Genomic DNA, 26,317 nt, shown 5'->3' on the forward strand with positions numbered 1-26,317 from the left:
TAATAAAATAAATTTTACCTTTTTAAAAGTTAAAAGAAATCAATTAACACAAATCTAAAAGAAAAAAAGAGGATTTTTCCTCTTTAATCTCTGATTAGTTATATTAGTATGCAATAGATTTTATTTCTTTATCAAAGTCAACTATATATTCGTCAATATAGTCCCCTAGTACGTCAATTAGATGTACTGGCGATACTGAGTTATCATATAACATTTTTAGGAGATTATGTACCTTATATCTTTCAGTACTGATATTTTCTACACAATCTCTTTCTATATTTACTAACTTACCATCTTCTAGATCTTGTCTTTCAATTTCTATTCCATATGACTGTACCTCTATAGTATCTGTCTCATATGTAATAGACATCTTTCCCTTTAATAGTCTGTAAAAATAGTTACACTTAATCCCTTGTAAATTTTCAGTTCTAACTAGATTTTCTACTATCATCGCGTGTTCCCCCCATAATTAACTTCATAAATATATTAGCATACTACATAAAAAAAATATGTCATATCATGATTAAGTTAATTATAAGTTATCCCTCTTATATGACATCAAAAAGCCTGTAACACCATATCTAATACCATATAGATTACTTTAATGTAATTATCTACCTTTTTATCAAAAATCATTGTCGAATAGCTAATTATTTTGACTAGTTCTTTTTTTAAGGACAAATTGGATAGAATCCATCAAAGTACCATCATTAACTCCTATATATTTGCAAATATCTTCCAAAATGAGTATTGAGGCAACCTCTAGTGCGCACTGATCACCTTCACAATGCTTCATATTATACAATTCTATATACTCTGATAAAGCATCTTTTTTACAGCTTATATCACAATACATACTATTTAATGTGTCATATAATATATTATAAGAAAGTATGACAAAATCCATTTTAGCCTTTTCGCTACTATTTACAACATGCTTTACTATGTTATTTAGGGAAATCTCTTTGTAGTAACCCTGCATATGCGTATCATAATTATTAGCTACATATCGCCCTATAACATAACTGTCGATTAAAGCTATTTCCCCTTCTGTATTAAATATTATTGCTATATCTATATTTTTCTTTCCTTCCTTTTTTATTTCTTCGATTAATTCATTTATTCTCTTATTAAACATAGTTGTAAATCTAGAGTCAAAGACAAAGTACTCTAACTCCCTACTTGCACACTCAGCAATAAACTCGGAAAAATCTCTGTAAATTTTTTTCATATGATCCCTACTTCTCAAAATATCACCTTCTAGAATATGTTTTTATGTATAACGACTTTTTTATTTTAATAAATAAACACATATTGTTTATTTTTTCTCAGAGAATAAAAAAATATACTTATAAATGAAAGCAATATTAAAATAAGGTCCCTGTACGGAAACTTATAGGGTGTGATCATATGTAAATTTATACATAATTATAAGCTTCGTTTAAGTTTACGTTTTCTATCATAGGCAAGAACAGCGTTTAGTTCTCCTCCCATAATTATTGTTATAGAGACTAAAAACAGCCAAGTAAGTAATACAATTACAGCTCCTATACTTCCGTAAATTCTTGAATAATTGCCAAAGTTATCTACATAAAAACCAAAGCCTATTGATACGATGATTAAACCTATGGTAGAAAAAATAGCTCCAGGTATAACTTCTTTCCAAGTTAACCTCTTACAAGGGGTATAATGGTATACTGCTGCAAATATAAATAATGTTGATGCAGTAATAACTACATATCTGGTTATATCCCATACTTCTTTAAACATATAGGAAAAACCTAACTTTATAAATAAGAGGGTACCAAGGGTTTCTCCAAATACTAATAAAGAAATAGTTATAACTATTATTAAAGCCACACCAAAGGTACATAATATCGATATTATATAAATTTTAATAATGGACCTACATTCTGTTTCTCCATAGGCCTTATTAAGTCCTCTTATTACTGCATTAAACCCACCTGAAGCTGACCATATTGTAAATATTAAACTTATAGATAGCAAGTGACCATTTCTAGTATCCACCACTTCTATTACAGTACTTTCTATAAGACTAATAATACTATATGGAAGTATCTTATTTAAGCTAATCAATACATCTTGACTATGCAAAGAGCTATATCCTATTAAGGTCATTAAAAATATCAAAAAAGGAAAAAAGGAAAAGATAAAACTATACGCTAGCTGCGATGATAATGCCATTATTTCATCATCTTTAAATCTAAAGATTAATTTTTTAATATCTTTAGTCACTCTTCCAATCACTGCGGTTTCTCCTTTTACTTAAGGCATCTTCAAAAAATAACTAGACAATTTAACGGATAGTTTTATGTCCTACTGCGTTGACAGAACCCGTTAATAGTCCAACTATTGGGGTCTCCTGACGCCTTGTCTTACTTAAAATTCCCTGGTTAAAATTGACTTGTCATTTTTTTCAGATACCTAATTATATATTTATTTATCCCCTAGTATGGTATAAATATAACTTTTACACTGTAATGCTATATTTATACTATATTTTACATAAAAAAATAGAGCTATCTACCACTTAGATACCCCTGTTTTTACATAATAAGCTATGCCCTCTATTAAATATAAAAATATAATTTATAAATATAAAAATATAATTTACTTATTGCTACAACTGAAAACATAAGCTGGCGGAATATTCTTTATTACCCTTTTTACTTTTATATCATGAAAGAAACTACCTATGAACTTTTTCTTAAATAGAGTATATTGGAAAGTTATAAAGCTGCCATTATGATTTAATATATGTCTGGTAGTATTTAATATATTTATTGAGGTTTCTTTAGGTAAACTAGCAAAGGGTAACCCTGATATTATATAATCTACCTCCTGAACATCATACATTTTTAAATATTTTTCTATATTTTCTGCTGAGTCATTTATTATAAATAATTTTTCTTCATTCCCATACTTGCTTCTTAGCAGATTGCAAAAATCCTCATTATATTCTATAAGAATAACTTTGGTGTTTTTGTTTCTGTTCTCTAGTAATTTATCAGTAAATACTCCAGTTCCAGGACCATACTCAACTATACACCTTGCGTCCTTAAAGTTAACATCCTGAACCATTTTATTGGCAAGCCTTGTTGAACTTGGCAAAATGGCACCTACTGTTCTTGGCTTTCTTATATACTCCCTTATAAACGAAAAACTTTCCATTCCTTACCTCCTACATATTTTAAGCTCATAATTATTTCTTGATAAAAACTTATCATTTTATGGGTTTTTTATGATTTTATTACAGTTTTAACAATAAATCAAGTATTCTGACATCTCTTCAACTGTATCTATATGTATTTAAAAAAGTATTTACATATTTTTATAATTGTTCTATTACGTACCAAAATAGCACAAAATAATATTTTTGTAAAATTACAATTTTACCTTATAAGTAAATATATACCCATATATTCTCAAAATTAATCTTAAATATTAAGTTGTTTAACGCTTGTCTATACTTTTTTTTGCAATTATACTTTATAATAGGTTTATAGAAAAATTATTCTTCTACTCTATTATATAAAAAGGAGGCAACCATTCTGGTACAAAAGAAAAACACTAAAAAAATTGAAATATCAAAAAAACTTATATCTATATTTTTTATATTTGCACTTGTTTTTTTAGTAGTGACTATTAGACTTTTTTATGTTATGGGCCTTAAAGCTACTGGTTATAAAGCTCGTGCAGAACAGCAATGGATGAACAAACTAAATATTCCTGCTAAGAGAGGTAAAATATTAGATCGTAATGGCAAAGAATTAGCCGTTAGTTTAGACTGTTATAGAATTGATCTTGATTTAAATACACTTAGACAAACTTTGATGAGCAAAAAAACATCAAACGAAGATTTAGCATTAAAGATATCTCCAATATTAAATATGTCTAATGAACAGGTATTAAAAATTTTAAATCTTACTTCCCCTAGCGGAATTCCAGCAAGCTTTGCTACCCTAGCTAGAGGAATTAATAAACCTCAAGCAGATCAAATAGAAGCATTAAAAATTAGAGGTATAATAGTATCTTCAGATTCTAAAAGATATTATCCTAATAATAATTTTTTATCTTCTGTTCTTGGTCACATAGACTCAGAGGGAAAAGGCGTTTCTGGTGTAGAAGTGAGCTATGATAAAGATCTGTCAGGAATACCTGGGAATATATCCTTTCAAGCTGATAACAGAAACCGTCGTGCGTTACCTTACGATGATTCACAATACATTTCTCCTGTAGATGGAAAAGATATAATTTTAACTATAGATGAGAATATCCAACTAATTGCTGAAAAAGCTGCTGAAAAAGCTTTAGTTGATAATAAGGCAAAATCAGTTACCATTACAATAATGGATCCTAAAACAGGTGAAATACTAGCTATGGTAAGTAAACCCGATTATGATCCTAACAATCCAAACAAGCTAACTAAATATAACAAAGATCCTAAATTAATTTCAAAGTATTGGCAAAACAATGCTGTTCAAAATACCTTTGAACCAGGTTCTATATTTAAAGTAATTACTGCCTATGCAGCTATGGAAACAAATTTAGTAAAAGAATCAGATACTTTCGTATGTAATGGAAGCCTAAAAGTAGATGGTCATACCATTAACTGTTGGAGGAGAGAAGGTCATGGTACGGAAAGCTTTGTTGATATACTAAAGAACTCCTGTAATGTCGGTTTTATGGAGGTAGGTAAAAAGTTAGGTAAACAAAACTTAGCTGATTACGAGAAAAAATTTGGATTTGGTCAGAAAACAGGAATTGATCTTCCAGGTGAGGCATCTGGTATAATAAAAGATGCAAGTAAAATGAATAATGTGGATTTAGCTGCTCTTTCCTTTGGACAAGGAATTTCGGTTACTTCAGTTCAATATTTAGCAGCTTTTAATTCCATTGCCAATGGCGGAACCTGGATAAGACCACATGTTATGAAAAAAATTATACATACCGATGAAAATAACAAAACCATAACAGATAAAGAATATAGTGATTTTAATAAAAAACAAATTGTTGATGGAAATACAGCTGCCACTTTAAAGGGTTACTTGGAGCAAGTTGTAACTTCTGGAGTTGCCAATAATGCCTTTATTGATGGATACCATATCGCTGGAAAAACAGGAACTGCTCAAAAAGCACTTCCAAATGGTGGAGGCTATGAAACTGATAAGTACTTTTCTTCTTTTGCTGGGATGGCTCCTGCTAATGACCCTAAGATTACATTACTTGTTTCAATTGACGAGCCTAATCCAGCGAAATACTATGGTGGACAGGTATCTGCTCCAGTAGCTAAAGAACTGTTTGAAAATATATTCAATTACATGATAATGAAAGGTGACCTATCCCTTGGACAATCTGGTAAATAGGTAACTAGAATAAAAGGCTGTGCCACTATAGATAACCCCATGCCCGAAATTTAACTTATACTCCGGTATATATTACCATGTTTCGTCACGTTAAATATTTTTAATTAGTCTAAAGTTCAAATTTGAGAAAAATCTAAGAACTTTGATAAACTCCTACCTCAAACATATCTAAAGTTCTAAGATTTTTTCTCAAATTTTCACTAAGACTAATAAAAAAATATTTAAATGTGACTTCAACATTGGTAATATATCCCTACGTATAAGTTAAATTTAAGCTGTTGGTATCTATATATGTGGAACAGCCTTTTATTTTTTATAGTAATATTCTATAAAGCTATTTTTACATGAATTGATACATATTTTACATAAACAACTACTATCCCTTTAGTAAATTTAAAATTAACTGTAACAATAATCAAAAATTTAAATTAATATAAAGTAAAAAGGTATTAAAGAGGTGTCAAAAGATGTACTTTGGCATTCATAGAAATTTAATTTTCATCATTTTAATACTTCTACTATTATATAAAGCTAAGGAAAGCAAAGAAACTGAACAGTCAAGTTTTCTTTATACGGCTCTAGGTGATTCTATTACTCACGGCATAGGGGCTACCTTTTATTATGGATACGCTAACTATTTGCGTGACTTTTTAAGAACAAAATACTATGACACTAAACTAGTAAAGGTTGGATTATTAGGTGGTACCAGTAGTAATTTATTACGCCACTTAAGAACTAATACAAATACTATTAGTAGTGTTAAAAGGTCTAGTGTTATTACAATAGGTATTGGCAGCAATAACCTTCTTAAAAGTACTGCATATAATTTTACTACATTTAATAAAAAAATGGCTAATTTAGGTATAGCTCAATTTAAGGAGGATTGGCCACAAATTTTAAGTTGTATACGCAAAGAAATTGGCTCTAAGGCTGAAATTTATGTAATGACCATATACAATCCTTATGCTCCAGGCGACCCACTTTATAAAACAGCAGAACGCTATATATCTCAAATTAATTCATATATAGCAGATGACACTTTTATGGGAGAATATAATTATACCATAGTAGATGTTTATAATTATTTTAAAAGAAATGTCAATAATACTTGGACTAGATTTCAAACACCAGCTAGGGATCCGCATCCAACGGATGAAGGTCATAGACAAATAGCACTGCTGCATGAAAGGGTTTTTGATGAAAAAAACTATGATTAGTATAGTATCAATTAAATAAAGATCTTGATTGAACTAAAAGACTAAAACCATGAGTGACTTTAGGTTTTCTCCTTCATTCTACTCATGGTTCTTAATTAAAATAGATTGAATATTCAGACTATTCGTTCAGGATTTACCCGATAACTGACCACTTTAATGCCATTTCAATCCAAATTTAACCTTATATTTTATAATATATATTTTATGTTATTTCATGGAATATTGGGATATATTTTTAAACCCTCTGTTGGACACAATCTTCTTTAACCATTCGTACTTTTTAATAATCATGTCCACTAAAGGTTCATCTTTTGGTAACCCAATTATATTGGAAATTGCATTCTCAATACCATTATTTTTTATATCATTTTGGATTTCTTGTGCTTTATCATCATCACTATAATTAAATAAAAATCCTGCAGCAATACCACATATTATATTATCGCAATCTATTTTTAAATCGTAACAAAGATTCAAAGGTGTTATCAATCTATCATTTGATGATAGCTTTCTAATAGGGTCACGACCTACACGAAATACTTCGTCTTGAAGATAAGAGTTTTCAAATCTTCCTATTAGTTTTTTAGAGTAGTTTGTTAAAGAATTTATATCTAGTTGATGTTTTATACTTAATGCATTTACCGCTTGTGAATGAAAACCTACAACGATATCTTTTATGAATTCATCTTTTATTGCCTCATGTATAAATTTATAACCTTTAAGGTATCCTAAATATGCAGTTGTAGCATGAGCTCCATTTAATAAGAATAATTTTCTTTCAAGATAAGGTCCTAAGTTGTCCACATATTCTGCACCACCTATTTTATTATTAATTTTAACTTGATTTTTTTCAATATCCCATTCGTAAAAATCTTCTACTGCAACATCTATTGGTAAATCTTTTTCAATATTTACATTAGGAACAATTCTGTCTACAGCACTATTAGGGAAGCCTACTTTTTCTTCTAGATAGCCCTTAAGCTGAGAACTTGCCCCTTCTAATATGGCTTCTTTTAGCATGTTAGTAGCAAATAGTGCATTTTCACATGCTATTATATCAAGTTCTTTTGCGTTAACGTTTACTCTATTCTCTAAAAGATCCTTTATTAATATCCCAGTACTTCTTAAGTTATTTGCTCCAATAGAAGTAGTAATTAAATCTGTCTCTATAATAGCCTTTTGTAAAGATTCTTTATCATTTAAATGAATTGCTTTTACATTTTTTACTTCTTCTTTTTCCTGTGTAGTACTTAAAGTTATGACAGTGTAATTTTTATATTGATTTATTGAATTCACTAAAAATTCTGATATATCAACAAATGTAACTTCATATCCGGATTTAGAAAGAAGATATCCAATAAATCCTCTCCCTATATTACCTGCTCCAAAATGAATTGCTTTCATATTACATTTCACCTTCTTCTATAATTTTTATAATTTCTTCTGGAGTTCTTGCTTTTGTAAGTCTTTCTACATTTTCTTCATACTGTATTGTTAAAGCTATTTTTGATAGTATGTCCATATGATCGTCACCCTTTCCAGCTATACCTATTACTATATAAGCAATGTTTCCATCTCCAAAATCAACTCCATTAGGATATTGAATTATAACTATACCAGAATCCAGTATTGCCTTCTTGTATTCATTCATTCCATGAGGTATGGCTACACCATTACCCATATAAGTTGTAACTTCCTCTTCTCTAGCCTTCATGCCCTCTATATAGTTTTCGTTAACATATCCTTTTGAAACTAAAAGTCTTCCTGCTCTTTCAATAGATGCATCTTTAGATTCTGAAGTTGCATTTAATAAAATATTCTCTCTAGTTAAAATACCTTTTTCCATTTAATTTTCCTCCTCTTTATTAACAATATTAACCAAATAATTTCTAATATCTTTTATATTTCCTATTCTCAATACTTCGGTAAAATTTTTCTTTTCAATTAGTGATACACTTATTTTACCAAGTAATCGTAGAATATAATTACTCTCGTTATTTCGTGCAAGTAGTACTAAAAATGTATCTACATCTTCAGTTGAAAATCCTATACTTGCCATACGCAGCGGGTTCTCTATACGATACACACCTACAAATGGAGTGATCATCTCATCACTTCTTGTATGTATCAAAGCTATATGAGTAGTTGGAACAACTACGTTTCCATTTTCTTCTCTTTTAAATATAAGGTCTTTTATTATTTCATGATTCTTAGTTATATTAATTTTAGAAATATCATTTGCAATAAAATTTATTAAATCAGCAAAAGTGCTAACTTTTGTTTCCCTTAATTGAAAATTCTTAAGAATTGTATTCGCTAATTCATATTCAATATCTGTAACATCACCAGAACTTAATTCATCAGATATATCTGTAAGTTTATTCTGACTATTAATTCTATAGTTAAAAATAAAATTGTTTATACTTTCTATGTCATCTTTTGTCATAAAAGGTGAAACCTCAATGATATTATTAGCTGTCTTCGAAGTAATTGGAACTGTAGATAAAATTAAATCATAGTTATTCTCTTCTATAATCAAATTAATGTCATGTAATGATCCAATATTAATACTTTCTATATCAGGGAAAAGAGACTTTATCTTACTAGATAATATTTTTGCAGTACTCATTCCCCCTGGACATACAATCAGTACTTTTATCTTTCTTAGAATTGATTGCTGTCTTTGTATGGCAACATCAACATGCATAGTTATATATCCTACCTCTTCAGGTGGAATTTTAAGATTATATCTAGAAAAAATCAGCCTACACTTGTTACTTATTACATTGAATAACTCTAAATAATGTTGCTTTATTTCACTTATTAACGGATTTATAACTTTTACACCTAAATTTAACATATGAAATGTTTGCTTAAAATGTTGAGATAAATCTCTTATTAATTGTTTATCACTCACAATATTAGCATGTATTTCTTTTGATATTTCTGTTACCAACTCTATTGATATAGACTCATAATTAATATCTGATTCCATAGGGTCATCATTCTTATTTAAAAAGTATTTATAATCACTTAAATATAAATACAAATAAGCTAATTCATCTTCCGGTAAGTTTATGTTATTTTGTTTTAAGTTTTCATTAAGAGCTCTTATTCTTTCGTACTCTTCTAAAGATGTTATTTCACTTTTAATTTTATCCGGTAAAGATATATTATTGTCATGCTCAGTTCTTTTTATAGACAACAGAAGTTGGATAAATAGGCTAAAGTACTTTACATCATTTGTCTTAAGATATTCAAAGTTCGATTTTTTTAATGCAGATTTTACTAAATTAATTATTTTTTCTCCAAAAATAATCTCGAAAAATACCTTAATTGTTTGATCTGCCTTTTCATCATAAAAATATGCTAATAATTCTTCAAATGGCTTAAACTCGAAAAACAACTCAACTAGCACATTTCTTTTATTCCACTCTGACCCTTCAATACTTATACCATAGCTTCGTTTTCTAATTAAACATAAGTTTTTGGTAACTAGCAATTTTGCTATGTTGTCTAAATCAAGACTTATACTCCCCATTACTACATTAAATTTATGACTAAAATAAGAAGCTTTTAGAGATTCCTTAGTCACCAACAACTCACAAGCAATTATTATTTGTCTTTGTTCTTTGCTAAATAACCATTGAATAGGTACTGAGTTTAATGATGTCTTTATTTCTTCTATGTTATCTTTATTGCCAGAAATAATTAAATTCATGTCCTCATCATTAAAGATGTTTACGCTATATTTTTTTAGGTTTTTATTTATAGAAGAAATTTCTCTTAAAATAGTCCTAGTGCTTACATCAAATTGTTTTTGAAGGTCCTTTATATTAAAAGAACCTCCATTTAGTACTTTATTTAATATAAACTGTTGTCTAGGAGTTAAATTATTCATATTTATTCACCTAGTTCTTTATTTATTTTTTTAATTCACTTATAAATGCCTCATATATAGAGCGATCCAAGAAATTCTTTACAGTAATTATATTTGCATTAGGTGCTGATTTTTTAGCTCTTTCATATAGGTTTTCCTGCGTAAATACAACATCAACTTCACTTGGTACACTATCAACTGGAGAGTGTTTAACTTCTATATTGTTAATGCCAGCATCTTTCAACGCTTTTTTAAGTATAGATTCTCCCATTGCTGATGATCCCATACCAGCATCACAAGCAAAAACTATCAAGCTGATGTTAGATTTTATAGTTGCAATATTACTATCTTGAGCTTTAGTACTATTTTGACCTTTGCTTTCAGCTTTCATATCTTTAACTTTAGATTGTGCTTCAGCAAAACTATCTGAGCCTTCTTCTTTACTAGAACTTCCTTTAATAATAATTGATGCAACTAAGAATGAAGCTGTTGCTCCTGCAAGAACACCTGCTAATACAGATAACTGACCACCTCTTGGTGCCATAGCCATAAGAGCAATTATACTTCCTGGTGAAGGACTAGCTACTAGTCCAGCATGTGTTAAAATAAAAGTTAAGTCTGCACATACTCCGCCAACTATAACTGCTAATATTAAAGCAGGTTTCATTAAAACATAAGGGAAGTATATCTCGTGTATTCCTCCAAGAAAGTGTATTATAGCAGCACCTGGTGCTGATTGTTTTGCTGTTCCTTTGCTGTATAGACAATAGGCTAAAAGTATACCAAGTCCTGGACCTGGATTAGGTTCAAGTAAGAAGAAAATTGATTTACCTAAACTTTGTACTTGTTGAATACCTAATGGAGAAAATACTCCATGATTAACTGCATTATTTAAAAATAATATTTTTGCTGGTTCTACTATTATAGCTATTAGTGGAAGTAATCCTTTTTGCGTAATAAGTTGAGCTCCATTTCCTAAACCTATAGACACTCCTGCAATTACTGGTTCTATAAAAGAAAATGATAGCATTGAAAGTATTGCACCTAGAATACCAGCTGAAAAATTATTTACTAACATTTCAAATCCTGTTGGAATTTTGCCATCAACTAATTTATCAAACTTTTTAATTAGATAACCACCAATGGGACCCATTATCATTCCACCTAAAAACATAGGAATAGAAGCACCAATCACAATACCTGCAGTTGCTATTGCTCCGACCACTCCTCCTCTGGTATCATACACAAGCTTACCGCCTTGATATCCAATAAGCAACGGTAACATAAATTTCACCATAGGTCCTACCATTTGTGCTAAATTTTCATTAGGTGCCCATCCAGTCGGTATAAATAATGCCGTTATTAACCCCCAAGAAATAAATGCACCAATGTTAGGCAATACCATACTACTTAAAAAATTACCAAATCTCTGAATCTTTTCTTTACTTAATAGTTTTTTAGCATTAATACTAGTCTCCATTGTAATCCCCCCTATAATTTATTACTTATAAGTATTGTCCCTTACACATATAATGATAAGGTATACAGAAAACTTTTTCAATTTTATTAAGTTCAAATCTGTGATACGTTTTCATTGACAATTTTAAAATAAGAAATAGTGTTGTAATCAGCTATCATGTTATCTAAATTTCTTTTGTTCATTTTTTAACCACTATTTATAAAGTAAAAACTGCATACTCTCATATTAAATGAGAATTTGCAGTTTATTACATCCTTAGAGTGAATGAATCATAAAATATTCATATTACTAAAACTCTTCTACCAATTCCATACCCATCTTATATGCCTTCTTCATCAACTCTTTATTATTAGCTGCATCATTAGGTTTATATAGTTCACCACCTAAGAGTAATTTACATGGAGCATCAAAACTTCCTTCAAAAATATTGCTTAAAATATATCTTAAAGGAGTAAATGCTTCAGTATAAGAAGCATTTTCCTCAGGAGCACGTTGAGTAACTATAAGTGCTGCCTTCTTTTTTTTATCAAATGTCACGGAGAATCCTCCCTCTTCAGCAATTATATAGGCATATAATCTATCTAAAACACATTTTAATTTTCCTTGAATCCCTCCCATATAGTTTGGAGAACCAAAAACAACTATATCGGCATCATTAATCATGTCATATATCTTGTGCATGTCGTCTTTTAATACACATTTTCCTGAACGCTTACATACATCACAGTTAATACATCCTTTAATGTCTAAATTATTTAATGAAACCATATTTGTGTCTGCACCTTTTTCTTTTGCTCCCTCTAAAACTTGTTCCAAAAGAGTAGCTGTATTTCCTTTTGCTCGTGGACTTCCCATTATTCCTAGTATTTTCATAATTAAAACACCAACCTTTACTTATATTTATTTTTTAAGGATAATCACTAGAAGAGCAATTGGAACATTTACAAACAAAGTGGATTCCCATCCGATATAACTTATAAATGATGAAGCGTTTAAAACGCTCCATTATATATCAAGCACAGAGAGTGTGACTGCAACAATATCCTCCAAAACTTGGGGATCCTTGGTTAACTTAGCTGCTTGGGTTAACGAATATCGTGCATGATTCAAATACCGAGCAAGAGCCAACAGGTTTTCATGACGATCACCCAGCTCACCTTGCTTACGAGCGCGAACCAATGCTTCGTAAAAAGCTTGCTCTAAACGCGCCATATCCTGTTTCAAAAATTCGGTGATTTCCGGATCGTGAGGAGCTTGAGCAATAGCACTGTGCATAATAAAACATTCCCTACTGCGCAGTTCATCATGTAGAGCATCTACGACACCATGAAAGATAGCTGCAATAGATTCCTTTACGGAACCTGGACGTTCCAGATAAGAAATGACTGCTGCAGTTTTTTCGTTCACATAATGTTTCACTGCTGAGATAAATAGATCCCTTTTTGTTCCAACTGAATAGTCAATAATTTTTTTAAGATAGGTTAGTACCTCCTGCGCTCACCTACACGGATTATAGAAAATATTAATTACAATAATATTAATACTCAAATCTAATCTAAAAAACCCCAGATAGTTCTGGGGTTTTCCGGTAAAAATCACATTCTTACTACAATATATTAGTACATGCAACCCAATAAATAATCCCTGGATCTGACTTAAGCATCTCAAATATGGTTGATAATTTAAGTGGTGATTGTTGCGTATAGTTTTTCAGTGAAATTACTGGTTTAACAGGGGTTATAGCACCAACTTTAATTACTCCTGAGTTATCTGAAATCTCAGGATAATACCAACAAAAATAATCATATATTCGCTCTCCCACATGGTGTACTAATTTTGATCTATAATCAGCCCAATTAGTATCACCTGCAAGTAAGTGGTTGTATATAGACCAAGCTTCCTTGTCTTCTAATGTTTGGTTATCATTCACAAAAAAGTTAACTTGAAATCCATCTGGTATAACTAATGTGCTGGTTTTATCTCTACCTCCATGAGCAGATACAATATATTTTCCCATATTAATACCTTCTTATTTTTATATATCAAATTTATTAAAATCATGAGATATTAATATTTCACCTGTACTTGTATTTTCATTTAGATAGAATGTTAAATAATCTTGACCTTCATACTCAACGGCATACTTTGCAGAAATTGTTGCAGCATCAAAAAAATCTCCGTGAATTTCTAGATCGCTTATTGCTAAGAAAATCTTAGGATGAATAGAAAAATTAACCTTAAAGTTTGGTCTTACTTCGCAAGCAAATAAAGGTTTTGAATCTTTAGTTACAATGGCAAACTTAGTAGAAGGACACTTATTATAAACATCTATTGTATCCAAACCAGATACTTCACCTGTACTTGGTCCAATATCCACAGCATTCTTATTCTCAAATATATCCCAAGCTGTATTATAATCGACTTCAATTTCTTTTGTTTCTACAGTTCCCTTTCCCAAAGACGTCTTTGCTCTTACAGCTATTCTGGTAGGTAGAGTTGCAAAGAATGTAGCTTTTGGAGCTAAATACTGATGCTCCCATGCACCAATTTTAAAATTTTTCACGTTTAATTTTATATCTTCCTGGTATAGTAAGAATTGTTGAGTATCTGTTAAATTGCTAATAACACGGATATTTAAGTTTGTACTCATTTTATACCTCCTAATATTTATAATTTTTATATATTAAATTATATTAAGTAGTTTTTTCTTTTAGAACATAATTAATATTATATAATAATGTTAATTGTTAAAATCAACTAACTGTAAACAAATAATAATCTCTGTCCCACTCCCTTCCCCTGGCCAACACCATCTCCCCCTTATCTCGCCTACATTCCTCGTCCCTTAACCCTTTCACCTTAAAACTATTACGAATAATAAACTTTGTCTCAAAATCTCCCTTTCTCTCCCCCTTTTCTCCCTAATTTATTCCTAATATGTAAGACGAAACAGATAAAAAAGTCTGTCCAATCTCCTGCAAAATTCCTTGCTTTCTTTCAGATGAATTAGATTTAAAACTAAAAGTGTAAAGGCTTTTCTGGCATTCTATCTACCTTAAATCGTTGATGAACCAGTAGTGTAGGCTATTGGTCATTGGATAATTAAAATGTTGATTGGGAATAGGATAAAAAAAAGCATGAAGGAATATAGGGCAAAATCCCTGAATTTCCTTCATGCTTTGGACAAACTTTATTATTCGTGGACAATGTTTTTTATCTCTGGACAGAGTTTTTTGTTTGGGTACACCTGTATCTCTTCCTTCTTTAAGCATTTTATCTATATCTAAAACTCTCTTTCTCTTAGCCATTTTTTCACCACCATTTATAAAGTAAAAACTGCACACTCTCACCTTAGATGAGAATGTGCAGTTTCCTACATTCTTATATTTATTTAATACTTTTCACACTACATTCTCAAAACGTAGTATATTCCTAAATAAATATTTTCGATTCAACTTTTTTATAAATAGTTAAACTTTTTTCAAAACGGTTAGACTTTTTTATAAAGCTACAAATGTGTAAAAATAATTAAGTTGTATAACTTTTGAAATTCTTTATATTGATTTTAATTCTATTTCTATTCATATTATAAAAATAAAGTTGTATAAATTATAAAAGTTTATTTTCTTTTTAATTATATTGAAAATAATAAAGTTGTAAAAAATATAATCACTATTTCATGAAAGCGAGTTTGTAGAAGAAAGTATTGTACTAAACTGCTGCCGCAGTTGCTCCTCAACTCAAAACTTAACTGCTTAATCTGAAAGTAGTGATAGTGTCAAATTGAGCAGTTTTATTTTATACACCTATGCTAAAATATTTCAATGCGAAAGCAAATATATTTTACAGGAGATGTATAGAATGAATTATGAAAATGCAAAAGAAATACTAAGAAAGGATATGGAGGAAAGAAACTATGCAGTTGATACCCAAAATAAGTTTGTTAGAGCACTTCAAGGGCTTTGTTCATTCTCAAATAAGCTAGAAGATACAGAAACTCTTGATTATTCAGATGTTAAAAGATTTCTTCATTAAACGACGAGTAAATCGCTCTAAGGCTGTTCCGTTAGCACTACTTGAATATTTAAGGCTTACTAAATAAGAAAGGCTATCTATAGCTTATGTTAACATAAGCTATAGACAGTCCTCAAATCATAAGTAATAACATATAAATCTAAAAGCTTTAACTCTATATAACTGACCTTTTATATACTTTACTAACAATAATAAGTAATATTATACAATTAATCTACTAAAATTTCATAAATTGTAATATTTACCAACTTTGATCATAAAATAAATATTATGATGATGTATATTAAAAAAATTAGTGTAAATAATTTAAAAAGGTGGTGTTGTTATGTTAAAAGGTTATATTACAAATTGCAGAGTATCAGATATAAAGAAAATTTTACAGAATAAAGAAAATAGAGAGATTAATATTGTTATGACTAAAAAATTTTATGTATTTTATTATGTCGTTTATGAAATTTTATAGTGTTTTCATTTTTACCCCTAATATATTGCATGTGTCATTAAAATGATTTTCATTAAGAGTAAATAACTCTGCTTCCTTAGGAACTTCCAATGCAATAATCCAATCGCTTAATTTAATGCAATTTCTTCCTTTTGGTAAATCTTCTTTTGTAACAATCTTTCTTGCTGCTTCTATACGCTTTTTAGTTTCTTCATCTTTACTTTTTTTTAGACCACATTCTATTATAAAATTACTAATACTATCCTTGTACTTATGTGTAAACTCTTCAATCTTACAGTTATTAGGAGTACTCTTGTTACACATAGGTTTTATATCCCAATCCCACTGATCTATTTGTAAATTTTTTTTGGGTTTTAAACAAGAAATTGTGCAAGCAGTTTCATTTATTAATGGATATTGTAAATTCTTATAAAACTCTCTTTCAAAATAATTCTCTATAAAATAATCTAGCTTTCTTAAAGTTATAGCTTTAAACTCTTGTGCATCTTTTGGATACTGATTAGCCAACATTGATTCCATAATTAAAGAAAATATATCCATAATTTTCCCATGTTCTCTACCTCGAAACTTTTTTGAACTCCTTATTGTCTCTGGAATATCTTTGCTAACTGTAGCAATATTATAAAAATCCATAGCCGCTTGAACGAATCCAAGTTTATATTCTTTTAATACATAGGTGGAAGAAACTAAATTATTCTGTTCTAAAATTTTATTAATTTGATCACGTTTAATGTTAGGATAGCCAAATATTTTTGCTATCTGAATGCTTGTCTCAAGAAAAATCAAAGTCTTTTCATTCTCATTACTAGACATTTATATCACCTAAATCTACTAACCAATTCAAATGGCATTTATCTAATATATTATTAGTTTCATTAACTTTCTCATCTGTATAAAGACCTGCACTCAATATCAAACCTATTTCTTTTATTGCTTTAAGCTGTGGCTCACTTAAATCAGTTATTTTTGCATTGTTTAACGCATATAGCGTAATCATTGCTATTCTGCTTAAATTTCTTTCTCCAATGCTTGCAGAATACTTTTCTAATTCATAAAATTCATTTAAAAGTAATTTGTAATATTTAATTCTTAAACTTATCATATCGAAATTGCTTTCCAGCGAATTGATATAGCTATTTATTTGAGTTACATATTCATCTTTTCTGTTTCCCATTCTTACAATTTTAACTGCTGGTGTTTGTGTAGGAGAAACTATATATTCTGTTGTTTTTATTAACTCACTACTATTAATCTTTATACTATCTTTAATGGTTATATTTGGTTTTAATGAGCTGTCTGCTAGGTCTTGAATAAGATTGCGCAAAAGTTCATCACTTGGGGTGCTTAAATTTTTGTAACTTTGTATTAAAGTCTCTATATTATTCCTTTCAAGACCAACACGATTATTTAGCTCACTACCATTTTGATTTAATGATGATTTATATCTATCATTCACAATTTTATCCAATGGTTCCATAATAATCACCTTCTCAATAATTCATCTTTTATATTTGTCAGTGTATCAATCAAGTAATTTAAATCACTAACATTACAAACAAACTTAGTCATTTTTAAAGATTCACTCTTAAATATTTTAGTTAAAATATTTGCTGATTGATCTTCTATATTATTTATTTTCAAATTAATTGTTGCATATTTTTCATTTATTTCTTTTTGTTCTGATCCATCATATATTTTTTTATGTAATGACCAATCTATAGAATTAAGAGCATCTGATGAAGTCAATTTAAAATCATACTCTCCTCTTAACTCATCAGTAATAAAGTATTCCTCTACCTTTTCGAATTGATCTTCTATGTATTTTGAAAATTCCTCTTTGTTATCATCTTTATACTCTCTTGTCATGATATTAATAAAGTTATCCTTATCATCAGATAAGCTAGATACTATAAGTGCTTTTATTGTTTCAATTTCATTTTTTACATCTTCAATAGTAATGTTTTCAGTCACGTTTTCATTCAGAAAATGTTCATCTAATATAAATTGCACTTCATTTTTGGAGTAAATATGTAATCTTCCTTTACCTTGATCTAGCATTTCCCTTACAAACTTTGCAACATCTAAGAAAATATCATTGTTATCCATTTTATCCCCCACCTACCTAATTAAAATTTACTATTATAATCACCTAATCTTATATAGGATTTAACAACAAATGTAATAATTATACTTTTAATGTTAAAGTATACATTTAATGAAATATTAATAAAAATATGTACTTTTTAATAATAACACAACGGATACGTTGTGTAAATAATGTATAATAAATACATAGAGAAGGATGTGTTAAAGAAATGGGGAACAAGAGAGAATTTTCTGTAGAGTATAAAAAGGAAATAGTTAAACTAGTTACAAAGCAAGGTAAGAAAGTAACTCATGTAGCAAAAGATATAGGTGTTAGTGAGGCTACCGTTAGGAGATGGGTAAAAGAATACAAAAGTTATGAGAAGATGCCATATTAAAAAAAGCTATATGCATCTTCACAAAGCCCGTGAAATAAGATATCAATTTATAGAAGATCACAGCTCCGAATTTCATGTGAAGAAGAGGTGTACAGTATGCTTCATATGATTATCAAGATTTAATAAAAAATAATGTCTTTATTCAAAGTATGAGTGCTAAAGGCTGTTGTTATGATAATGCATGTGCTGAATCATTTTTCTCATCCTTAAAAAAGGATAAGCTCTATGGACGTAAATTTAAAACTAGAGCTGAAGCTAGAACGGCAGTGGTTGAATATATAGAATTATCTTATAATTCAAGAAGGTTGCATTCAACATTACAATATAAATCACCTAAAGAATAGAGCCTGTAAAAAATTTTGTGTAAACTGAATAAAAAGCACTCTTTCTTGGCAAGAATTTGGATAGAGAATATACCAAATATTTACAAGAAGGAGTGTTTTTTATGTCGAATATTTCTAAAGAAATTTTAAGAAATTATATTAATGAGCAGGACTTTAAAAGTCCTAATGATGTTCTAGCTGCTATGAAAGAATTGTTTAAAGAGGTATTACAAGAAGCATTAGAAGCAGAAATGGATACACAGCTTGGATATGACAAATATGATGTTAATGAGAAACAAACATCAAATAGTAGAAATGGATACTCAAAGAAAACTATAAAAACTGAATTAGGGTCAGTTGAACTAAATATACCACGAGACAGAAACGGAGAATATGAGCCTAAAATTATTCCTAAATATCAAAGAAATGCAACAGGAATTGAAGAAAAGGTTTTGGCTCTTTATGCTGCTGGAATGACTACAAGGGATATAACCGAACAGGTCAAGAATCTTTATGATGTTGAGATCTCAGCTGAGATGGTATCAAATATAACAAATAGGATTATTCCTGTAGTTACAGAATGGCAGAATAGGCCACTCGAAAAAACTTATTCTTTCATATTCATGGATGCAATACACTATAAGGTACGTGAAGATAAGCAGATTGTAGTTAAGGCAGCTTATGTTGTTTTAGGTGTGAATATGGATGGAGAAAAAGAAGTTTTAGGCATATGGATAGGAGCGAATGAAAGCAGCAAATTCTGGCTTTCAGTTCTTAATGACCTTAAAAATAGAGGAGTTAAAGATGTGCTTATATTCTGCGTAGACGGCCTAAACGGCTTCAAAGAGGCAATAAGTGCAGTATATTCTTTTGCCAAAATACAACGTTGTATAATACATCAACTAAGAGCTAGCATGAAATATGTACCATACAAGGATAAAAAGGCTTTTGTAGCAGATTTAAAGTCAATATACGGAGCTGTAAATGAAGATGTTGCACTTGAAAATCTTATTTCTGTAAAGGAAAAATGGGGAAGTAAGTATCCTAATGCTATAAAAAGTTGGGAAGACAATTGGGATAACCTAATAACCTTCTTTGCTTTCCCCGACTATATCCGTAGGATTATTTATACTACAAATGCAATAGAAAGTCTTAATAGCCAGTTTAGAAAAGTTACTAAAACAAAACTTATATTTCCTAATGACGAAAGTCTTATGAAGATGCTTTACCTTGCTACAGAAAAAATAAGTAAGAAATGGACTCGTGCATATGCTAATTGGGATCTTGTCATAAGTCAGCTTAATATACTATTTAGTGAAGTTTTGAATAAAGGAGCATAGCTTGGGGACTCTGTCCCCAAACCCCTGAGGTTTATCGCTTCTGTTCTACCAGAAACGGATAAAACGGATAGTTAAGAACCATCCGTTTCTGTATAGAACACTAATAATCGCTCAGGTTGCTCCTCAGCATTGCCTTATCCTATAATTAGCAATGTATATTATTGCCTAAAGTTGGTTATGATATACACTGTAATGCTGATAAAACACTTGAAGTTATTGGCTTTATATTACATTATTCTACAAATAATCTATTCTAAAATTACTTGTTTGAAGAAAGAGAATACACAAAATTATTTACACGGCCAAAGAATACAAAAGGGATCATTACCTAAAGTTAAAGACTGCCTGTTAATTTTAGCAACATCTTTTTAGGTAGGGGATCTACATAAATCCACTTACTAATATTTGAATTATTTTAAATATTATACACAGAAAATGTGTAGCATAGAACACTAAGAAATTTAAAAAACCGTACATTTTATATGTCTATTTTATTTAGAACACTCCATTGTTTAGGTTTAATTACCTTGCCCTCAAGCTTATCGTTCTTATCTTCTAATATAAAAGCTTCTCTCTCACGATTTGCTAGCTTCTCATTCCTTCTATTTTCTTTAATATTTTTTAATCTACTTGCCTTACTTGCATTTTTGTCTTGTACCTTATTTGTTGTATACTCAGCTTTTTTTACTATATGTTCAATATCTGAAAGTAAATCAACCTTTTCTTGAAGCTCTTTTATCTTATGTTTTTTACTCATCAACTGCTCATAAGCATTAAGATATTCAATCTCCTCAAGAGATTTATTCATATACCTACTATTTCTTTCAAGTATCGAACACTTTTCAAAGCTTCTGCCATCCTCAGATCTTATATAGATATAATTCATATTTCTTGTATCATAAGATATATCTAAATGCCAGCTTCCCTTATTCCTTGCTTTTTCAAACCACATTTCCTTTAACGCACTTTCACATCCATAGCCTACACCTTTAAATATAATACCTTTAGTTGAAACAAGTGCTCTATCAGAAGGCATTAAATTCAACCTTATGATATCTTCTGGAAATATTCTAAGCTTACCAGAACGATTTTTTATTCCCCAAGACCATAACTTCGATGGTATTTTTTCCACATCATCTTCTATCATTGTTTCATTTCTATCATAATAATTTAACCAATGCTCATTATTATGATATAAAGCACACTTAATTATAATTTGTGTGAATTCATATAAATTTAGCTTTGCATCTAATCTATAATCTGTTCCACCCCTTTGCCTAAAATCAACATTTATACTCCCAGGAACAAGTGGTTTTACATAGCCATTTATGGTATGAAAATATTGTTCTATTATTCCTTTCCAATCTGCTCTATAAGGTGGTGTATTGTTAATCTTCACTTGTAAACCATTAATATAATTTTCAACTCCTTTGCTTTCCAGTTCACCTCTATCACCAATTATTGATTCTGGTGTGTGGAAGCAAGGCCATTCCTCCTCATCAATATTTATTCCATATTCTTTACAAAACTTAATCTTATCTGTTGTTGCATTAGCAAGTGCCATCATGGCTCCAATTAAAGAAGGACCTTCAAGACCTACATAAATACCTGTTATCATTCTGCTAAATACATCAATCACAGCATAAATAACTGGTCTTCCTATTATCCACTTTCGATTAAAGCTTGATACAAGATATACATCACCAATAGTTGCATCAATTTGGTATATTGCTCCAGGTCCCATAACATATGTATCTGACTTGCCTAGTATTGCTCTATGGTTCAATTCAAATTTCTTTGCTCCTTTTCTTGATGCTATTGCTTTTCTTATATTTAATTCCTTCTCGTACCAATATTTAAACTGATTAAGTGTAGGCATTTGATCAATATCTGCAATAATTGGTTTTCTGATTCCGCCTTCAAATTTATAATCAATAACATAGAAATCTTTAACCATTAATTCATATGCAGTAGCTATTGGATTTTTCTTACTTGTATGATAGTACCTATTAATTGCTACTCTAAAAATTTTCTTAGTTTCTTCATCAACATTAATTCCTACACCGATTTTTCTTGGTCTTCCAAGTTTTTTATCTCCAGGCTTTTTTTCTATGCCTTTATTTCCTGATTTATAGTAGTCTGGTAATAAAGCATTTTTTATTTTGCCTCGCTGCCAATACCTTCTTAAATATTTATATATTGATCTATAGGTTATTCCATGTTTCTCCATAGCTTCTTTAATTAATTCACTACGCCCATGTAGTTTATATACTGCTGGCTCATTTTTACTATCAACAATTGAACTAATAATATCCCATGCTCTATCTCTTAATTCTTTATCTTTAACCTTTATTTCTGATTCAATAATATTTCTTATAAAAACATCTACCTTAAGCTTAACTGCACTATAATTATCTAATGCCCCATATATCTCAGTAGTTTTTCTTAATATAGGTAAGCCTTTATCAGAATATATGTTAATTACATATGCATATTCGGCATATTCATCCAACCATAAAATTCTTTCAGTTAAGCTTTCTCCATCAGTTAAATTCCATTGAATTAACTCATTTACATAAATACTATTTTTCATATTACTATTGCCTCATCTTTATCTCTAAAGTTTTTTTACGATAAGCCTTGCTGATTGATTTAAATTTATTTTTTTATCCATCTCAATTTCAATATTTTTTCTTGCAATTAAATGCTTAATTACAAATAAGCTCGTACCTTCATCGAGATTCATTTCAACATCAATATAATCTGATATTTCAGTAAAGCTTAAATCACTATTTACTACTTTTTCTTTAATAATGGAAGCAATAATCTCAACTTGCTTAATTGATAATCCATATGAGTCTTCTAGCTTGTACGCTGAATGAACCCATTCAACATTACGTGCAAATTGTTTTGAAATATCTTTTTCTGTTACTATTGCCCAGTCTATATTTCTTTTTTCCCAATACCGCCTTTCAATTTCAAACTTTTCGATAACTCTTGGCTGCTCAAGAAACGAAGCAGGTTTAACAGTTCTAGCCAAATATTGCTCCTCACTATTAGTCATTACTGTCACTAGAAAATCAGTTGATAACACATATGGTACTCCACTATCATTATCTCTCGGATGTTTTATCCCTAAATCTTCTGCAATACTGACTGTCTCCTCATAATCTAGTAAAGGATACTGCTCTCTTATATCTGTTACAATATCTGACCATTCCAAAATATAAAAATATCTAGCTTCATTATCAGATGCTAAATGATGAACTCTATGTGTCTTCCATCCAGATATTCTAGAAGTTCTACCTTCTGACGGGAAGCTTTGATTATTTATCCAAGGTTTATACTCTTTACCCTTCCCACTTCCTCGTCCTTCCTTTATGTATCTTTTTATTTTTTCTTCACTCCAAGTTCTTATACGCTTTGCCAACTTAAACACCTTCTATAACTTTTTATAATACAGAAAATTCCGAATAATTATTATAAAAAAATCCACACCTTCTATACTCTTCAAAGTATTGACAAAGGTGTAGATTTTTATACGTCTTTTTTAATTTTATACGATTCTATTATTTTTTATACAACTCTATTTTATAGCTACAACAAAACCTACATAGAAAACTTTGAACTTATTCAACAGTAACTGATTTTGCAAGGTTTCTTGGTTTATCAACATCGCATCCTTTTTGAACTGCAATATAATATGCTAGTAATTGTAATGGTATTACAGAAAGCACTGGTAACAGTATATCTTTAACTTTAGATATATACAACGCTGAGTGTACAGTTTTTTCTATATCCGTATTGCCTTCAACAGCAAATCCAAGAACTTTTGCACCTCTTGTAGTTACCTCTCTAATGTTACTTATCATTTTTTCATATAAATCTCCTTGAGTAGCAAGGGCAATAACCACAGTACCTTCCTCTATTAAAGCTATTGTACCATGTTTTAATTCTCCACCTGCATAAGCTTCAGAATGAATATATGAAATTTCTTTAACTTTTAATGATCCTTCCATTGCTACAGCATAATCAAGTCCTCTTCCTAAGAAGAACATATCTTTATGCATATAAGTGTTTGATGCAAATTTTTGAAGCACTTCTTTATGCTTTAACATCTCTTCTGCTTTCTCTGGAAGAGTTAGCATATCTTTCTTTATTTCTTCTATTTCTTCTACACTTAGAGTATTCTTATTTTGTGCAAAGAATAATCCTATAATATACATAGTAATAAGCTGAGTTGTATAAGCTTTAGTTGATGCAACCGCAATTTCTGGTCCAGCCCAAGTATATAAAACATCGTCAGCTTCTCTTGATACTGAGCTTCCTACTACGTTTGTAACTGCTATTACTCTTGCTCCTTGTGCTTTTGCTTCTCTTAATGCGGCTAACGTATCTGCTGTTTCCCCTGATTGACTAGCTACTATCATTAGTGTTTTACTATTTATTATTGGCTCTCTATATCTAAACTCTGATGCAATGTCTACCTCTACAGGTATTCTTGCCAACTTTTCAATTACATATTTGCCTACTACTCCTGCATGGTATGCAGTTCCGCAAGCTATTATATATATTCTCTCGATATCTTCTATTTGCTCTTTTGTGATATGGATGTTATCTAGAGTTATTGGTTGTCCTGGTATAACCCTTGAAGTCATAGTATCTTTTATAGCCTTAGGTTGTTCATGAATTTCTTTTATCATGAAGTGTTCAAATCCACCTTTTTCCGCTGCATCCGCATTCCAAGTTACATGGTGGATATCTTTATTTATTTTTTCACCTTCTGGTGAGTAAATATCTATACTGTCATTAGTTAATACTACAAATTCCTTATCATTTAAATAATACACATCTCTTGTATGATTTAATATTGCTGGAACATCAGATGCAATAAAAAATTCATTTTCTCCAACTCCAGCTATAAGTGGACTATCTTTTCTTACTGCTACTACTTTATCTGGTTCTTTAACTGATATAACTCCAAGGGCATAACTTCCCTCCATCTTTGAAACAGCCTTCATAACTGCATCTAAGATATCTCCATCGTAAAAGTAGTCTATAAGATTAGGTATAACCTCAGTATCTGTTTCTGATACAAACTTATATCCTTTTGACATAAGCCATTCTCTTAAATGCAAATAATTTTCAATTATACCATTATGAACAACACTTATTGTCTGTTTTTCGTTCGTATGAGGATGTGAATTTACATCTGAAGGTTCACCATGAGTAGCCCATCTTGTATGACCTATTCCAATTGCTCCCTTTATAGGCTCTTCTGCTAACTTACTTTCTAAATTAGCAAGTCTTCCCTTACACTTACTTACATGCATCTTTCCATCTTCATCTAATATTGCTACACCTGCTGAGTCATATCCCCTATACTCTAGTTTGCTTAATCCATCAATCAAGATTGAAGATGCTTGTCTTTTTCCCATATAGCCTACTATTCCACACATAATTTTACTACCTACCTTTCAACATTTTAAGTTTTAAGGCTTTTAGGTACCCCATCAGTTTTGTGCCAAAAATCACTTTTTGGTTTTACTAATGTTTTTCGGTAGTACCATACCGCAGAGCATCCGCCGAATATTCGATATTCCCTGTCCTCGTCAACTCAAGTACTCATAATAATTAAAGTTCAAATGTAATCAATATCACAGCAGTAATACTTTAAATTTACTCTACTTAAATTTATGATCACACTTA

General features: G+C 30.0%; 25 protein-coding genes and 1 pseudogene. 7 read left to right on the forward strand and 19 right to left on the reverse strand.

Annotation, left to right across the window (positions count from 1 at the left end; all coding sequences use genetic code 11):
* Positions 1-103 precede the first annotated feature (103 nt).
* The 4 genes from HGI79_RS04425 to HGI79_RS04440 all read right to left on the reverse strand — a co-directional run bounded on the left by HGI79_RS04425 (position 104) and on the right by HGI79_RS04440 (position 3,192).
* Entirely contained in the window at positions 104-451 is a 348-nt protein-coding gene (locus tag HGI79_RS04425; RefSeq protein WP_185649457.1) for a DUF6514 family protein, read from the reverse strand.
* Between the two features lie 195 nt (positions 452-646).
* Entirely contained in the window at positions 647-1,231 is a 585-nt protein-coding gene (locus HGI79_RS04430) for a hypothetical protein (RefSeq protein WP_185649458.1), read from the reverse strand.
* Between the two features lie 197 nt (positions 1,232-1,428).
* Positions 1,429-2,268 carry a YihY/virulence factor BrkB family protein gene (locus HGI79_RS04435; protein WP_395939505.1) on the reverse strand — a complete coding sequence of 280 codons (840 nt, stop codon included), beginning with the start codon at positions 2,266-2,268 and terminating at the stop codon, positions 1,429-1,431.
* A 363-nt stretch (positions 2,269-2,631) separates the two neighbouring features.
* Positions 2,632-3,192, reverse strand: coding sequence for a class I SAM-dependent methyltransferase (locus tag HGI79_RS04440; RefSeq protein WP_185649459.1), 561 nt, complete (start codon positions 3,190-3,192; stop codon positions 2,632-2,634).
* A gap of 380 nt (positions 3,193-3,572) precedes the next feature.
* On the opposite strand from HGI79_RS04440, the gene HGI79_RS04445 reads away from it, so the two are divergent.
* A complete protein-coding gene (locus tag HGI79_RS04445) occupies positions 3,573-5,387 on the forward strand; it encodes a stage V sporulation protein D (protein WP_185649542.1) in 1,815 nt (604 codons plus the stop codon).
* Positions 5,388-5,854: 467 nt separating this feature from the next.
* A complete protein-coding gene (locus HGI79_RS04450) occupies positions 5,855-6,604 on the forward strand; it encodes a GDSL-type esterase/lipase family protein (RefSeq protein WP_185649460.1) in 750 nt (249 codons plus the stop codon).
* Between the two features lie 207 nt (positions 6,605-6,811).
* Here the strand turns inward: HGI79_RS04450 and HGI79_RS04455 are convergent, their stop codons facing one another.
* From HGI79_RS04455 to HGI79_RS04495, 9 genes are all read right to left on the reverse strand, one after another.
* A complete protein-coding gene (locus HGI79_RS04455; protein WP_185649461.1) occupies positions 6,812-8,008 on the reverse strand; it encodes a mannitol-1-phosphate 5-dehydrogenase in 1,197 nt (398 codons plus the stop codon).
* A 1-nt stretch (position 8,009) separates the two neighbouring features.
* Positions 8,010-8,450, reverse strand: a complete 441-nt coding sequence (locus HGI79_RS04460; RefSeq protein WP_185649462.1) for a PTS sugar transporter subunit IIA — start codon at positions 8,448-8,450, stop codon at positions 8,010-8,012.
* On the reverse strand, positions 8,451-10,505 hold the full coding sequence (locus tag HGI79_RS04465; RefSeq protein ID WP_185649463.1) for a BglG family transcription antiterminator: 2,055 nt from the start codon (positions 10,503-10,505) through the stop codon (positions 8,451-8,453).
* A gap of 22 nt (positions 10,506-10,527) precedes the next feature.
* Positions 10,528-11,964 (reverse strand): PTS mannitol transporter subunit IICB, encoded by a 1,437-nt coding sequence (locus tag HGI79_RS04470; RefSeq protein ID WP_185649464.1) that lies wholly within the window; start codon positions 11,962-11,964, stop codon positions 10,528-10,530.
* Positions 11,965-12,252: 288 nt separating this feature from the next.
* The gene (locus HGI79_RS04475) at positions 12,253-12,837 is read right to left on the reverse strand and encodes a flavodoxin family protein (RefSeq protein ID WP_185649465.1); all 585 of its coding nucleotides are present in this window, start codon (positions 12,835-12,837) and stop codon (positions 12,253-12,255) included.
* A gap of 132 nt (positions 12,838-12,969) precedes the next feature.
* Positions 12,970-13,383, reverse strand: coding sequence for a TetR/AcrR family transcriptional regulator (locus HGI79_RS04480; protein ID WP_185649466.1), 414 nt, complete (start codon positions 13,381-13,383; stop codon positions 12,970-12,972).
* A 187-nt stretch (positions 13,384-13,570) separates the two neighbouring features.
* Positions 13,571-13,981 (reverse strand): putative adhesin, encoded by a 411-nt coding sequence (locus HGI79_RS04485; RefSeq protein ID WP_185649467.1) that lies wholly within the window; start codon positions 13,979-13,981, stop codon positions 13,571-13,573.
* Positions 13,982-13,999: 18 nt separating this feature from the next.
* A complete protein-coding gene (locus tag HGI79_RS04490) occupies positions 14,000-14,614 on the reverse strand; it encodes a hypothetical protein (protein WP_185649468.1) in 615 nt (204 codons plus the stop codon).
* 400 nt (positions 14,615-15,014) lie between these two features.
* The gene (locus HGI79_RS04495; RefSeq protein WP_185649469.1) at positions 15,015-15,272 is read right to left on the reverse strand and encodes a hypothetical protein; all 258 of its coding nucleotides are present in this window, start codon (positions 15,270-15,272) and stop codon (positions 15,015-15,017) included.
* A 553-nt stretch (positions 15,273-15,825) separates the two neighbouring features.
* Between HGI79_RS04495 and HGI79_RS04500 the strand changes: the two genes are divergently transcribed.
* Together HGI79_RS04500 and HGI79_RS04505 are read left to right on the forward strand one after the other, a co-directional pair.
* Positions 15,826-15,999: a hypothetical protein gene (locus tag HGI79_RS04500; protein WP_185649470.1), complete on the forward strand. Its 174-nt coding sequence runs from the start codon at positions 15,826-15,828 to the stop codon at positions 15,997-15,999.
* A 325-nt stretch (positions 16,000-16,324) separates the two neighbouring features.
* Positions 16,325-16,462: a hypothetical protein gene (locus HGI79_RS04505; RefSeq protein ID WP_185649471.1), complete on the forward strand. Its 138-nt coding sequence runs from the start codon at positions 16,325-16,327 to the stop codon at positions 16,460-16,462.
* Here the strand turns inward: HGI79_RS04505 and HGI79_RS04510 are convergent.
* From HGI79_RS04510 to HGI79_RS04520, 3 genes are read right to left on the reverse strand one after another with little or no spacing between them, the layout of a single operon-like run.
* The gene (locus HGI79_RS04510; RefSeq protein WP_185649472.1) at positions 16,457-17,275 is read right to left on the reverse strand and encodes a hypothetical protein; all 819 of its coding nucleotides are present in this window, start codon (positions 17,273-17,275) and stop codon (positions 16,457-16,459) included. The genes HGI79_RS04505 and HGI79_RS04510 overlap by 6 nt on opposite strands.
* Positions 17,268-17,939: a hypothetical protein gene (locus HGI79_RS04515; RefSeq protein WP_185649473.1), complete on the reverse strand. Its 672-nt coding sequence runs from the start codon at positions 17,937-17,939 to the stop codon at positions 17,268-17,270. Before HGI79_RS04515 ends, HGI79_RS04510 begins: the two co-directional genes overlap by 8 nt.
* A gap of 5 nt (positions 17,940-17,944) precedes the next feature.
* The gene (locus tag HGI79_RS04520) at positions 17,945-18,568 is read right to left on the reverse strand and encodes a hypothetical protein (protein ID WP_185649474.1); all 624 of its coding nucleotides are present in this window, start codon (positions 18,566-18,568) and stop codon (positions 17,945-17,947) included.
* A 209-nt stretch (positions 18,569-18,777) separates the two neighbouring features.
* Between HGI79_RS04520 and HGI79_RS04525 the strand changes: the two genes are divergently transcribed.
* The 3 genes and pseudogenes from HGI79_RS04525 to HGI79_RS04535 all read left to right on the forward strand — a co-directional run bounded on the left by HGI79_RS04525 (position 18,778) and on the right by HGI79_RS04535 (position 20,608).
* Positions 18,778-18,945, forward strand: a complete 168-nt coding sequence (locus HGI79_RS04525) for a transposase (protein WP_185649475.1) — start codon at positions 18,778-18,780, stop codon at positions 18,943-18,945.
* An 83-nt stretch (positions 18,946-19,028) separates the two neighbouring features.
* A pseudogene (locus tag HGI79_RS04530) lies at positions 19,029-19,289 on the forward strand (IS3 family transposase); the annotation flags it as partial.
* Positions 19,290-19,390: 101 nt separating this feature from the next.
* Complete coding sequence (locus HGI79_RS04535; RefSeq protein WP_185649477.1) at positions 19,391-20,608, forward strand: IS256 family transposase; 1,218 nt, start codon at positions 19,391-19,393, stop codon at positions 20,606-20,608.
* A gap of 478 nt (positions 20,609-21,086) precedes the next feature.
* Here the strand turns inward: HGI79_RS04535 and HGI79_RS04540 are convergent, their stop codons facing one another.
* From HGI79_RS04540 to glmS, 3 genes are all read right to left on the reverse strand, one after another.
* Entirely contained in the window at positions 21,087-23,201 is a 2,115-nt protein-coding gene (locus HGI79_RS04540) for a Mu transposase C-terminal domain-containing protein (RefSeq protein ID WP_185649478.1), read from the reverse strand.
* A gap of 24 nt (positions 23,202-23,225) precedes the next feature.
* On the reverse strand, positions 23,226-24,038 hold the full coding sequence (locus tag HGI79_RS04545; RefSeq protein WP_185649479.1) for a TnsA endonuclease N-terminal domain-containing protein: 813 nt from the start codon (positions 24,036-24,038) through the stop codon (positions 23,226-23,228).
* 199 nt (positions 24,039-24,237) lie between these two features.
* Positions 24,238-26,067, reverse strand: coding sequence for a glutamine--fructose-6-phosphate transaminase (isomerizing) (gene glmS, locus HGI79_RS04550; protein ID WP_185649480.1), 1,830 nt, complete (start codon positions 26,065-26,067; stop codon positions 24,238-24,240).
* Between the last annotated feature and the right edge of the window lie 250 nt (positions 26,068-26,317).

Source organism: Clostridium sp. DJ247 (assembly GCF_014231265.1).